The 12,668-nt window shown below is 71.1% G+C and carries 10 protein-coding genes; 3 read left to right on the forward strand and 7 right to left on the reverse strand.

The features are described from left to right. Positions 1-51: 51 nt before the first annotated feature. Positions 52-1,605 carry a hypothetical protein gene (locus ASG04_RS08805; RefSeq protein WP_056122602.1) on the reverse strand — a complete coding sequence of 518 codons (1,554 nt, stop codon included), beginning with the start codon at positions 1,603-1,605 and terminating at the stop codon, positions 52-54. Then, entirely contained in the window at positions 1,602-2,513 is a 912-nt protein-coding gene (locus tag ASG04_RS08810) for an ATP-binding cassette domain-containing protein (protein WP_056122605.1), read from the reverse strand. The genes ASG04_RS08805 and ASG04_RS08810 overlap by 4 nt, the downstream gene beginning before the upstream one ends. An 87-nt stretch (positions 2,514-2,600) precedes the next feature. Here ASG04_RS08810 and ASG04_RS08815 point away from each other — a divergent pair, with 87 nt between their 5' ends. Next, positions 2,601-3,050, forward strand: a complete 450-nt coding sequence (locus tag ASG04_RS08815; RefSeq protein ID WP_056122608.1) for a GbsR/MarR family transcriptional regulator — start codon at positions 2,601-2,603, stop codon at positions 3,048-3,050. 87 nt (positions 3,051-3,137) lie between these two features. Here ASG04_RS08815 and ASG04_RS08820 read toward each other — a convergent pair whose 3' ends face one another. Beyond that, entirely contained in the window at positions 3,138-5,024 is a 1,887-nt protein-coding gene (locus tag ASG04_RS08820) for an arabinofuranosidase catalytic domain-containing protein (protein ID WP_056122612.1), read from the reverse strand. Positions 5,025-5,216: 192 nt separating this feature from the next. Between ASG04_RS08820 and ASG04_RS08825 the strand changes: the two genes are divergently transcribed. Further along, complete coding sequence (locus tag ASG04_RS08825; RefSeq protein ID WP_056122615.1) at positions 5,217-5,657, forward strand: hypothetical protein; 441 nt, start codon at positions 5,217-5,219, stop codon at positions 5,655-5,657. 93 nt (positions 5,658-5,750) lie between these two features. Here ASG04_RS08825 and ASG04_RS08830 read toward each other — a convergent pair whose 3' ends face one another. From ASG04_RS08830 to ASG04_RS08845, 4 genes are read right to left on the reverse strand one after another with little or no spacing between them, the layout of a single operon-like run. Next, positions 5,751-8,255 (reverse strand): beta-glucosidase family protein, encoded by a 2,505-nt coding sequence (locus ASG04_RS08830; protein ID WP_082517909.1) that lies wholly within the window; start codon positions 8,253-8,255, stop codon positions 5,751-5,753. Next, entirely contained in the window at positions 8,252-9,139 is an 888-nt protein-coding gene (locus ASG04_RS08835; protein WP_056122618.1) for a carbohydrate ABC transporter permease, read from the reverse strand. The genes ASG04_RS08830 and ASG04_RS08835 overlap by 4 nt, the downstream gene beginning before the upstream one ends. Further along, positions 9,136-10,167 (reverse strand): carbohydrate ABC transporter permease, encoded by a 1,032-nt coding sequence (locus ASG04_RS08840; protein WP_082517910.1) that lies wholly within the window; start codon positions 10,165-10,167, stop codon positions 9,136-9,138. The genes ASG04_RS08835 and ASG04_RS08840 overlap by 4 nt, the downstream gene beginning before the upstream one ends. Positions 10,168-10,175: 8 nt before the next feature. Next, a complete protein-coding gene (locus ASG04_RS08845; protein WP_056122621.1) occupies positions 10,176-11,471 on the reverse strand; it encodes an ABC transporter substrate-binding protein in 1,296 nt (431 codons plus the stop codon). A 162-nt stretch (positions 11,472-11,633) separates the two neighbouring features. Here ASG04_RS08845 and ASG04_RS08850 point away from each other — a divergent pair, with 162 nt between their 5' ends. After that, positions 11,634-12,662, forward strand: coding sequence for a LacI family DNA-binding transcriptional regulator (locus tag ASG04_RS08850; protein ID WP_056122624.1), 1,029 nt, complete (start codon positions 11,634-11,636; stop codon positions 12,660-12,662). The last annotated feature ends 6 nt before the right edge of the window (positions 12,663-12,668 follow it).

Consider the following 12,668-nt stretch of genomic DNA (forward strand, 5'->3'; position numbering starts at 1 on the left):
TGGCACGGGGGTGGAGCTGACCGGCCGCGGCCGCCGACGGCCATCCGGTCGCTAGCGCAGGTCCCGGTGCCGCACGGCGATCGCCGCGAGCAGACCCAGGGCGGCGGCGACCAGCACCAGGAGGATCGTCTGCCAGACGTGCGCCGCACCGTCCGGTGCCTGCGGGACGACCGCGAACGGTGATGCCAGGAGCGCGTCCGCCGGCAGCAGGCGGAACTCGACCGCGAACTCCAGCGCTTGGAACGCAGCCACGACCGTGTACGCGACCACCGCCGCCGCGCGCGGGATGATCGCCAGGAGCACCGCCCCCAGCGTGATGAACACCCACGGCGCCGGCGATCGCAGGACACCGGCGGCGGCTGTCGGAGCGAAGCGCTCAGGGAACGTGCCCAGCGACGCGGTCGCGATCCCCAGCCCGAAGGCCAGCAGGACGGTCGCCGCGCCGAGCACTGCCGCGGCGACGTGGGCGAGCAGCCAGCGGTCGCGCCCGACGGGGCGGGACAACACTGCTTCTGCGCGCCCGGACGCGACCTCGCCGCGCAGTCGCAGGACCACCTGGAGGCCGAGGACCGTCGCGAAGAGCGGTGCGAGGTACAGGGCGACGTCGACGAGCCCGGAGCCGCTGCCCGCTCCGCTCCCGAGCGCGAGCTCGACCTGCGTGTCGACGGTCGTGGCGACGCCGCCGATCAGGACCCCCACCACGAGTGCGCCGACGCCCCAGCCCAAGATCGTCCCCCGGGTGGTCCGCAGGGCGAGCGACACCGGGCCGCGCAGCGATCTCCCCGCCCGAGCGGGGCCGGTGCGCTCCGCGACCATCCCGGCGCCCAGGTCCCGGTTCGCGGCGACCCGGACGGCCACGGCCGCCAGGAGCGCGGCCAGCGCCAGTGCCGGCAACAGCATGGCGGCGTCGTCGGCGGCGAAGGGACGGACGGCGGAGATCCAGCCGAACGGTGAGAGCCAGAAGGCGTCTCCGCCGATGACGTCGCCGGCGCCGCGCAGCAGGAAGCAGGCCGCCACGACGGCGATCGCGACACCCGTGGCTCCCCGGGCAGTCCGCATGAGCTGCCCGGTCACCGCCGCGAGCGACGCTCCGAGCAGTCCGGTCATCGTGATCTGCGCGCCGGCGAGTGTCGAGCCCAGGACACCGGCTCCGGAGCCGATGAACCCCGAGGTCACGATGGCCCCGGCGAGCAGGGAGCCCGCGGCCGTGACGACGAGCACCGCCACGAGCGGCGCGGCGCGTCCGATCGCCGCCGATCCGGACAGCTCGCTGGTCCCGTCCTCCTCGGTCGCCCGGGTGTTCCGGACGACGGTGAAGACCGACGCGAGGCTGATGAAGATCGTCGCTGCGCCGAGGATCCGCCACAGTTCGACGCCCCCGGGATCGACGCTGGCGACGGGCCCGATGATGAACAACTCCCCGGCGCTACGGTTGACGGAGGAGGCGAGCGCCTCTCGGCTCGCCCGTGTCGGGTACGTCGAGGCGATCCCGGCGGCCACCAGGAGCGCCAGCAGCGCGGTCAGCACGTACCAGGCGGACCCGTGCACACGTTCTCGGCGGAGCACGAGGTGGAGGGACGACCGGAGTCCCGTGACGGCGTTCACGCGCTCGCGACCGGTCGGGTCTCCGCACCGCTGGCACGGTCGTACCAGTGCAGGAAGAGGTCCTCCAGTGTGGGCGGGGCGACGCTGAGCGTCTCGATGCCGGCCGCTGCGAGTCGAGTCATGACGTCGTCGAGACGCGTCGTGGTCAGGGTGACCCGGAGTCCGTCGACGCGGACGTCCGCCACCCCGGGGGTCGCTTCCAGGCCGACGGGAGGGCGGGCGAGGGTCGCAGTGACGACCGTCGACGCGTGCCCGCGCAGCTCCCCGAGGGTGCCGGTGTCGACCACCCTGCCGTCCCGGACGACGCTGACACGGTCGCAGAGCTGCTCCACCTCCGACAGGATGTGGCTGGAGAGCAGGACCGTCCGCCCGGCGGCGCGGGCCTCGCGGACGCAGTCCTTGAACACCGCCTCCATCAGCGGGTCGAGTCCCGAGGTGGGCTCGTCGAGGACCAGCAGGTCGGTCGTGACGCTCAGCGCCGAGATCAGACCCACCTTCTGACGGTTCCCCTTGGAGTACGTGCGGGATCGCTTGCTGGGATCGAGGTCGAAGCGCTCGACCAGCTCGTCACGCTTGGCCCGGTCCTCACCACCGTGCATGCGGGCGAGGAGGTCGATGACTTCCCCTCCCGTCAGGTTCGGCCACAGACTGACGTCTCCCGGCACGTACGCCAGACGGGCTCGGACCGCCGGGGCAGACGACCACGGGTCCTGTCCGAAGACCCGCGCCCGGCCGCCGTCGGCGTGCAGCATCCCGAGCAGCACCCGGATGATCGTGGACTTGCCCGCACCGTTCGGCCCCAGCAGTCCGTGCACCTCGCCCTGCCGGACCGAGAGGGTCACGCCGTCGAGCGCCCGGACGCGGCCGAAGGACTTGGTGATCCCGTCCAGCTCGACGATGTCGGTCATGGTCGCGACAGTACACGCGATTCATGAAGTTCGTGAATTCTGTGTAGTGCATGTACCGTCGTCGCATGGGATGCACCGAGGTCCACCGTGGCTGACGACGACGACAGGTTCGTCGAACGGTTCGCCGACGTGCTCGCCCGCTCCGGGTGGCCGCGGATGTCAGCGCGGATCTTCGCGAGCCTGATGGCGACGGCGGGCGGGGTCTCCACTGCGGCGGAGCTGTCGGCAGCCCTCGGCGTCGGAGCGTCGGCCGTCTCGAACGGGGCGAAGATGCTGCGGTCGCTCAGCCTGGTCGACGTGACCCGCCAGAACGATCGGCAGATCGCGTACGAGGTGCGCCCCGACGCCTGGATGGAGGCCGTCGCGCACCAGGACAGCGCGCTGCGCGACCTCGAGGGCATCCTGACGGACGGCGCGCGGACGGCCAGCGACTCCAGGACGTCGGCCCGTCTCCTCGAGACGGCCGACTTCTTCGCCTTCCTGCGCGCAGAGCTCCCGCAGATCGTCACGCGCTGGCGGCAGACCCGGCAGCAGTGACGGGGACCACGCCGTCGAGCGCGTCGGGGGCCGACGGACAGGAGGCCCGGTGCCAGCTGGCACCGGGCCTCCCGTCCGTCACGCGGTTCAGTTGAAGCTGAACACCTGCGGCGCCTGGTTGTTGCAGTCGTAGAGCTGCAGCGGCGTCGTGTTCGCGGTGTTGCCCGACGGGACGTCGAGGCAGCGACCGGACTGCGGGTTCAGCACGGAGCCGTTCGCCTGCGGCACCCACTGCTGGCCACCGACGCCGTTGCACGAGTACAGCTCCAGATGCGTGCCGTTCGCGGTGGCGTTGCCGTCGATGTCCAGGCACCGCCCGAGCGTCCGGATCGTGTGGTCGGCGGCGTTGTAGGCCCACTGCTGGTCCGTCGTCTGCTCGTCGGTCAGCAGCGTCTGGCAGTCGTAGACCTGGACCTGCTGGCCGTTCTGCTGCAGGTCGTTGCCGGCCACGTCGACGCACTTCGCCCCGATGGTCTTGATCGGGACCGCGGCGACGAACCGCTGCGCCTGGTTGCCGTTGCAGTCGTAGATCTGCAGCGCCGTGCCGTTCGCGGTGTTGCCCGACGGGTCGTCGAGGCAGCGTCCGGACTGCGGGTTCTTGATCGACCCGTCCGGCTGCACGATCCACTGCTGGCCTCCAGCGCCGTTGCAGTCGTAGAGCTCGACGTGCGTGCCGTTCGCGGTGCCGTTCCCGTTGACGTCGAGGCACCGTCCGAGCGTGCTCAGGGTGTGCGCGCCGTAGACGTTGCCGAGCCAGTGCTGGTCGGCGGCGAGCGTCTTGCAGTCGTACAGCTGCACGACCGCGGTGTTGCCGCCCGTGTCGTCACCGGCGACGTCGACGCATTTGCCACCGGGGCCGGTGATCGCCGCCCCCGGGCCGCCGCCGGTGGAGACGCCCTGGTAGTTCTGCGCGACGACGTTCGCCTGCACGGCGTTGTCGGCCGCGTCGGAGGAGTAGCCGGTGGTCATGACGCCCTCGAAGAAGGACTGCGTTCCGCGGTTCGAGTTGTCCCCGCCGGCGCCGAGCACGATCGAGCCCTCGAGCTTCATGGGCGTGTAGCCCTGGCCGTCGCCGTCCTTGTCGGTCGGCAGCGCCCCCTCGTACCACTTCGACAACGAGCCGGACTGCGCGTTCCCGCCCTTGAGTGCGAAGTTCGCGACGCCGTCGTTCTTGAGCAGCGCGGTCACGAACTTCGACGTGTTGCCGGTGTTCGCGGTGTTGATCGCGGTCTTGCCCTCGTAGACGCCGTTCTCCAGGTCTGCCTGCACCCACGGACCGCGTCCGGCGCTGCCCGTGCCGTTGAGCATCGACAGGTTGAGGGCGTCCATGTGCCCCTTGCCGGTGTCCTTCGACTGGGTCTCGACGTTGCCGAAGTCGGAACAGCAGCCGTGGTTCACGTTCGTGCCGCTGGCGACCTCGTACATCGACTCCGGGCTGGCGCCGCGCGCCGTGCCCTTGGCGACCGTGCTCGAGATCCGGTAGGCGACCTGCTGCGGCATGTAGATGCCGTACGCCTTGTGCCCGGCCACCGTGACCGGCAGCGCACCGGCGTCGGCCGCGTGGTTCGCCGGACCGGCGTCCCCGGCCCCGGCGACCGTCAGGTCGTTGTGGTTGGACGTCTGGTCGTAGATCTTCGGGATGGTGCAGGTCGTGCCGGAGCAGAACGAGTCCTGCGCGGCGGCGTTGGCGTACCCGCCGGCGGCGAGCAGCCCGACGTTGGTGGTCGCGCCGTCCGAGGCGCGCTGCACCTGGTACAGCGGCCCGTTGTACGACGAGGACAGCGCCCGGGTGGAGCTGTACGCGGCGACACACGCGGTGCCGGCGCCGGCGTAGGTGTCGCAGGGGCCGTTGGTGGCGGCGGCGGCGCTGCCCACGCCGGTCGTCGCTGCGAAGAGGCTCCCGGTGACGAGAGCCAGGGCCCCGAGTGCCGCGGCGACGATGCGCCGAGGTCTCGAGATCGATCCGATGTGCATGTGCGGTTCCTTCCGAGCGTCGTTGCTTGGGGATGTGGTCGACCGTCGGCACCGGGGGAACCTGATCGGCCCCTCATCTGCTTAATCGATTAACCACGACCAGCATACCGCGGACGCACGTCAGGGTGTGAGCCCCCGACAGCGCCGACCGGACAGCGTCCGCCGGCGAGGACACCGACCAGGAGGCCCACGGTGCGCACCCGGACTCGTCTCGGCATCGGGGCGGCTGCGGTCGCCGTCGTGGTCGGCGCGGTGGTGGTCGTGAACGTCCGCGGGCCCTCCGGCGCATCGGCTCCGCTGCCGGCCGACGGCGCCTCGGCAGGCACCGTCGCCGCAGCGTTCCTCGACGCGGCGGTGCGGCACGACTGCGGATCACTGCGATCGCTGTCGCGTCCCGACGACACGCGATGGTGCCCATCGAGCCTCTGGGAGCGGTGGCAGGGCGACGACCCGCGCATGACGTCGTGGCGGCGGCTCCGCTCCGGGTCGGACACCGGCGACGCGGAGCGGTGCTTCGTGTTCGAGATGCGCGAATCCGGCGTGACGGGCATGGAACCCGGCACGGCGACGTGGGGGCTGTGCCTGCACCGCGCCTCGGGGACCTGGCGGGTGGCCGAGGAGGGCGTCGGCTGAGGTCAGCCGCGCACCACGTTCCTCGGACGTGCCCCGGGCCGCCGCGCCGCGATGCCGCCTGATCCACGGCGTCCCGACGCGACGACCCGGGTGTCAGTCGGCCGTCCAGGTGACTACACGCGGATCCGCCAGCCCGATCTCGTGCACCGGCCCGGTCACGCGCAGCACCGCGCGGTCCGTGGCCGAGCCGGCCACGGGCGCTGCGACCGCCGCGTCACCGACCGCGACGATCCCGCCGGAGCCGAGCGGGCCTCCCGATCGGGACGCCGCCGCGTGCGACGCGACCCAGACCTGGACGTCCCCCGGCTCGACGACCCGGCGCAGGTCACGGCCGCTGAAGGCGAACCGCTGCACCGGCACGGTGAAGCACACGCGCCGGGTCTGGTCAGCGGGGACCGCCACGCGCGCGTAGCCGAGGAGCTGGACGACCGGACGGGTGACGCTCGCGTGCACGTCGTGGCCGTAGAGCTGCACGACGTCGGCGCCGTCGCGCGAGCCGGTGTTCCGGACCGTGACCGTCGCGGTGAACGTGCCGTCGGTGGTGACGGCGTCGTCGACGACCAGGTCCTCGTACGCGAACGACGTGAACGACAGGCCGAAGCCGAACGGCCGGACCGGTGTCGAGTCGGCGGCCGTGACGTCCGAGGGGCCGCCGAGCCGCGGGTGCAGGTACGTGTACGGCTGTGCGCCGGCTGCCCGCGGCAGCGAGACGGGCAGACGACCGGAGGGCTCCGCGGCACCGCTGAGCAGGTCGGCGATCGCGAGTCCCCCGCCCTCGCCCGGGAAGAACGCCTGGACGACGGCGGACGGACGGGGCCCGATGCCGTCGAGCGCCCAGCCGATCGCGTACGGGCGGCCCGTGAGCAGGACCATGACGGTCGGTGTGCCGGTGGCGACGACGGCCTCGACCAGCTCGCGCTGCACGCCGGGCAGGTCGAGCGAGGCGGTGTCGTTGCCCTCGCCGACGGTGCCGCGACCGAACAGCCCGGCCTGGTCGCCGACGACGACCACGGCGACCTCGGCATCACGTGCGACCGCGGCGGCGGCCTCGATGCCCGAGCGGTCGTCGCCCTCGACGGCACAGCCGACCGCGGACGAGACCGCGTCGCCCAGGGTCTGCTGCAGCGCCTCGAGCACGGTCGGGATCGCGAAGCCGAGCGGCAGGTCGGGGTGGGTCGCGAGCACGTGGTTCGCGAACGAGTAGCAGCCCTGCAGGGCCTCGGGGCGGTGGGCGTTCGGGCCGATCACCGCCACCGAGGTCTGCGGGCCCGCATCCGCCGAGGCGGTTGCGGCGTCGCGGCCCCGCAGGGGCAGGACACCGTCGTTCGACAGCAGCACGAGCGACTCGGCAGCCAGGCGGCGTGCCAGGTCCCGGTGCTCCGCGGTGTCGAGGTCGATGCCGGTGGGGGCGTCGTCCTCGAACACGTCCGGGTCGAGCAACCCGAGCCGCTCCTTCTGCCGCAGGACCCGCAGCACGGCGCGGTCGACGAGCGCCTCGTCGACGACCCCGGCGCGGACGCGGTCGACCAGCGGCGCCAGGTAGGCGTCCCCGGTCGGCAGTTCGACGTCGATGCCGGCGGTGAGCGCCATCGCGGCGGCCTCGCCCCGGTCGGCGGCGATGCCGTGCATGACCTCGAGGAACGCGACGGAGAAGTAGTCGGCGACGACGGTGCCGTCGAAGCCCAGCTGGTCCCGCAGCACCCCGGTCAGCAGGTCGACGTTGGCCGCGACCGGCACCCCGTCGATCTCGGCGTAGGAGTTCATCACCGACCGGGCACCGCCGTCGAGCAGGGCCATCGCGAACGGGGGCAGGAAGACGTCGGCGAGTTCGCGTGCCCCGGCGTGCACGGGCGCGTGGTTGCGGCCGGCCTGCGACGCCGAGTACCCCAGGAAGTGCTTGAGCGTCGCGTCGACACCCGCTCCCTGCAGGCCGCGCACGTACGCGGTGCCGACCGTGCCCACCAGGTAGGGGTCCTCGCCGATGCACTCGTCGACCCGCCCCCAACGCGGGTCGCGGACCACGTCGAGCACGGGGGCCAGTCCCTGGTGGATGCCGAGCTGCCGCATCGACCGGCCGATGACGGCACCGACCTGTTCGACGAGCTCCGGGTCGAACGCCGCCCCCCACGCCAGCGGCGTCGGGAACGTGGCGGCCTTCCACGCCGCCAGACCGGTCAGGCACTCCTCGTGCACGAGCGCCGGGATCCCCAGTCGGGTCTCCCGCTTCAGGCGACGCTGCTCGGTCCACAGCCACGCGGCGCGCTTGTCGGGTTCGACGGGACGGGTGCCGTAGACGCGGGTGAACTGGCCGATGCCGTGGCGGGTGATCTCGGGCAGGGTCCCGTCGGGCGCCGCCGCCATCTCGCCCTGCATGGGCGCGACGACCCCGTTCTGGTCGAGCCAGTAGCCGACGAGCTGCGCCGTCTTCTCCTCGAGCGTCATGGACGCCAGCAGGGCGTTGGCACGGTCGGACGGGAGGCCCGGTGCGGCCCCGTCACGCGCCTCCGGTCCGTCGACGGTCGCGGTGACCGACGTCGTCGACGCGGGTCGGGCCTCCGGTCCACCGGTCGGCGGTGCCGCGCCCTCGAGCGTGCTCATCCCTTCACCGCACCGGTCAGACCACCGACGATGCGACGCTGGAACACCGCGAAGAACGCCAGCGCCGGGATCATCGACAGCGAGGTGAACGCCAGGACACGGGCCGTGTCGACGGAGTACTGCGACGAGAACGCCTGCACCCCGAGCGGCAGCGTGTAGGCCGATGCGTCGTTGAGGATGAACAGCGGCAGGATGTAGCTGTTCCAGCTGCCGATGAACGCCAGGATGCCGGTCGTGACCACGCCGGGCAGCGACAGCGGCACGACCATCCGGAAGAAGAACCCGAGGCGGCTCGCGCCGTCGATGGACGCCGCCTCCTCGAGTTCGTCCGGGATCGCCTTGAGGAACGGCACCAGGATGATGACCGTCGTCGGCAGACCGAACGCGATCTGCGGCAGGATCACGCCCGCCAGGCTGTTCGTCAGACCGAGGTCCTTGACGAGCAGGTAGAGCGGGGTGATCGCGACCGTGATCGGGAACATCAGGCCGGCGGCGAACAGCGCGTACAGCGCACCGCTGCCACGGAACCGGTAGCGGGCGAGCACGAAGCTCACCATGAGCCCGAGCACGACCACGCCGACGGTGGTGGTGACACCCGCGATCAGCGAGTTGCCGAGCTCCTGCCAGAACACGCCGCTGCCGAGCACCTCGGCGTAGTTCGCGAAGTTCCACGGTGCGGGCAGACCGGCCGGGCTCGCGGTGATCTGCGCGTTGGTGCGGAAGCCGCCCAGGACGATGTAGGCGACGGGCCCGACACAGACCGCGATGAACAGCAGCGCGATGAAGTACGTGCCGAGGTTCCGCTCGCGACGGACGGGCCCGGTGTCACCACCCCGGCTGCCGCGACGGCGGCCGGGTGCGACGAGCGATGCGGTGGCGGTCATCGTGTGGCCTTCTCGGTGAGTGCGCCGGCGGTGTCGCGACGCAGGACGAACCGCTGGTAGACGAGTGCGATCACCAGCGAGATGAGGAAGATCACCACGGCGACGGCGTTGCCGTACCCGTAGTTGCCGGAGTTGCGGCCGTTGGCGACCATGTAGGTCGCCATGGTCGAGGTCCCGGCGGTCGAGGCGATGTACTGCCCCCAGATGATGTAGACGAGGTCGAAGAGCTGCAGCGACCCGATGATCGACAGGAAGGCCCAGATGCGCAGCGTCGGGCCGAGCAGCGGCAGCGTGATGCGCCGCTGGATCTGCCAGTAGCCGGCACCGTCGAGCTGTGCCGCCTCGAACAGCTCCTCGGGGATGCTCTGCAGCCCGGCCAGGAACAGGATCACCGCGAAGCCGATGTACTTCCACGAGATGATCGCCAGGAGCGTCCAGATCGCGATGTCCGGGTTCGAGAGCCAGTCGTTGCGCAGGGCGCCGAGCCCGAGCGTCTGCAGGAGGTCGTTGACGGCCCCGCTGCTCGAGAGCATCAGGCTCCACCCGGTGCCGACGATCACCTCGGAGATGACGTAGGGCACGAAGATGAGCACGCGGATCAGTCCGCGGCCCCGGATGCGCTGGTTGAGCAGCAGCGCCAGGATGATCGCGATCGGCCCCTGGACCAGCAGCGACCCGATGACGATGAAGGCGTTGTGCCACAGCACGCCCCGGAAGTCGGGGTCGGTGAAGATGATCTTGTAGTTGTCGAGCCCGACGAAGTCGGTCGGGGTCCCGTAGCCCTGCCACTTGTAGAAGCCGTAGTAGGCGGCCAGCACCACGGGCAGGATGACGAACCCGACGAACATGATCGTCGCGGGTCCGGCGAGCAGGGCGATCTCGACCCGCTTGCGGACGTCGGCGACCGGCTTCGCGCGCGGCCGGCCGGCCGGGGCCGACGACGGTGTGCCGTCGGCCCCGGTCAGGTCCTTCCCCGCGCCCGTCTGCTCACCGGAGCGGGACGGACGGGGGGCGACTGAGGTGGCCATGGTCCGGGTCAGCCCTTCGCTGCGGCCTGGTTGACCGTCTTCACGATGTCGGACACGTCACCCTTGCCGGCGAGCAGGTTGACGACGCTGGTGTTGAGCGCGTTGCCGACGTTCTGGCCGTACAGGGTGTCGAGGTAGTTCGAGACGAACGGGGCCTTGTTGTAGGCGGCGAGCACCGTCTTCAGGTAGGGCTCGGTGACGACCGACTGCGCGGACTCGTTCGCCGGGATCGCGTTGAACGCCTTGTAGTAGGCCTCCTGCACGGGCTTCTCGGTCATGTAGTTGAGGAACGCCGTGCACTCCTTCTTCGGGGCCTTCGCCGAGCAGGAGTACCCGTCGACCGCGCCCATCATCGAGCCGGGCGCGCCCTTGCCGCCGGAGACCTCCGGGAACGGGAAGAAGCCGAGGTCGGACAGCGGCTTGCCGTCCGGGGTGAGCGAGGAGATCACGCCCGGGTCCCACGCTCCCATGAGCTCCATGGCGGCCTTGTGGTTGGCGACGAGGCCCGCCGAGCTGCCGGCGCCCTGCTGTGCCGCGGTGGTGAGGTAGCCGTCGTTGAAGGGCTTCGTGGCGAAGAAGTCCTTCGTGTTCTCGCCGGCGGTCTTCCAGCAGCTGTCGGTGAACTTCAGGTCCTTCGCGGCTCCGTTCAGCACCTTCTCGCTGCAGGCACGCAGCGCGAAGTTGTAGTACCAGTGTGCTGCGGGCCAGGCGTCCTTCGCCCCGACGGCCACTGGCTGGATGCCCGCGTCCTTGAGCTTGGTGATGTCGGCGTTCAGCTCGTCCATCGTCGTGGGCGTGCCCTCGATGCCGGCCTGCTTGAACAGGTCCTGGCTGTACCAGACGCCCTCGGGGTTCACGTCGACCGGCATCGCGTAGGTCTTGCCGTCGAGCTCGTAGCCCTTGAACGCACCGGCGCTGACCTCGCTCTTGGCGTTCTTGCCGATCGAGCTCGTGATGTCCATGAGCTGGCCGGCCTGCGCCATGGCGTTCATCTTGCCGCCGCCTCGCTGCAGGAACACGTCGGGGGCGGATCCGGAGTTGAGCGCGGTCTGGAGCTTGCCGTCCAGGTCCTCGTTCTGGATGGCCTGGATCTTGATGGTCACGTTCGGGTTGGCCTTCTCGAACGACTTGACCGTGCTCTCCCAGAAGGCCTTGCCGGGCCCCGTGGTCGAGTTGTGCCAGAAGGTCATCGAGACCTTCCCGTTGCTGTCTGCGGCGTTGCCGCCGGCGGAACAGCCCGCTGCCGTGAGTGCGGTGGCCCCGATCAGCGCGATGGCTGCTGCGGCCCGGATCTTCCTCGTCATCGTGGAACTCCTCGGTGTCGTCGTCGTTGACAAGTGCGACATCGAGTGCCGCGTGCTGAGAGCGTGCCAGGTGCTCCCGCCGCTTGTCAATCGATATCGATAACGTTATCGAAGCGCGATCCGCAGAACGAGATCGGGCCGGTGCGGCGGTACGGTGTGCACATGGAGACCGCTGTCGGCGCACAGCCGGGGCCCGGCCGGGTGACGATCGCCGACGTCGCGCGCGCCGCGGGCGTCTCGATCCCGACCGTGTCCAAGGTGATCAACAACCGGGACGGCGTGGCACCCGCGACGATGCTCCGGGTGCAGGAGGTCGTCGAGCGCCTGGGCTTCGAGACGTCGCTCGTCGCACGCAGTCTGCGCAGCACCCGGACCAACGTGATCGGGATCCTGGTCCCCGAGTTCGAGCCGTTCTCCACCGAGCTGCTCCGTGGCGTCTCGAGCGCCGCGACGGGCACCGGGTACGAGCTGCTGGCCTACGCCGGTCTGGTCACCGGCGCCAGTCAGCCCGGGTGGGAGCGACGGTCGCTGTCGCGGCTCTCCGGCACGCTCATCGACGGGGCCATCGTCGTGACGCCCACGACGGCGCTGTCCAGCTCGTCGATCCCCGTCGTCGCGATCGACCCGCACACCGGCCCCGAGGGACACGCCACGGTCGACACCGACAACGCCGGCGGAGCACGCAGCGCCGTCGAGCACCTCGTCGCGCTCGGTCACCGGCGCATCGCCCACATCCACGGACGCGCCGACCTGGCCAGCGCCCAGCTCCGCGAGGCCGGGTACCGCGAGGCCCTGGCCGCGGCCGGCATCGCCGTCGACGAGGACCTGGTCCGCGCGGGCGACTACCAGGAGGACCAGGCCACCGCCGTCGCGCGCGAGCTCCTGACGATCCCGAACCGTCCGACCGCGGTGTTCGCCGCGAACGACTCGTCGGCCTTCGGCGTGTTGCACGCCGCCGCACAGCTCGGTCTCCGGGTGCCGGAGGACCTGTCCGTGGTCGGCTTCGACGACGTGCCGCAGGCGTCGACGACCACCCCGCCGCTCACCACGGTCGCCCAACCGCTGGCCGAGCTCGGTGCCGCCGCGGTGGACATGCTGCTCGCCATGCTGCGCGGCGAGCCGGGGCCCGACCACGTGCGGATGACGACCGACCTGCGGGTGCGCCACAGCACCGGGCCCGCGCCGTCCTGAGGCGTG

The organism is Curtobacterium sp. Leaf183 (genome assembly GCF_001424385.1).
Lineage (GTDB): Bacteria > Actinomycetota > Actinomycetes > Actinomycetales > Microbacteriaceae > Curtobacterium.

Excerpts from the sequence above, each read along its gene's own strand:
- ASG04_RS08810 (WP_056122605.1), bottom strand. The coding sequence starts at position 2,513 with ATGACCGACATCGTCGAGCTGGACGGGATCACCAAGTCCTTCGGCCGC.
- ASG04_RS08820 (WP_056122612.1), bottom strand. The coding sequence starts at position 5,024 with ATGCACATCGGATCGATCTCGAGACCTCGGCGCATCGTCGCCGCGGCA.
- ASG04_RS08830 (WP_082517909.1), bottom strand. The coding sequence starts at position 8,255 with ATGAGCACGCTCGAGGGCGCGGCACCGCCGACCGGTGGACCGGAGGCC.
- ASG04_RS08835 (WP_056122618.1), bottom strand. The coding sequence starts at position 9,139 with ATGACCGCCACCGCATCGCTCGTCGCACCCGGCCGCCGTCGCGGCAGC.
- ASG04_RS08840 (WP_082517910.1), bottom strand. The coding sequence starts at position 10,167 with ATGGCCACCTCAGTCGCCCCCCGTCCGTCCCGCTCCGGTGAGCAGACG.
- ASG04_RS08845 (WP_056122621.1), bottom strand. The coding sequence starts at position 11,471 with ATGACGAGGAAGATCCGGGCCGCAGCAGCCATCGCGCTGATCGGGGCC.
- ASG04_RS08850 (WP_056122624.1), top strand. The coding sequence starts at position 11,634 with ATGGAGACCGCTGTCGGCGCACAGCCGGGGCCCGGCCGGGTGACGATC.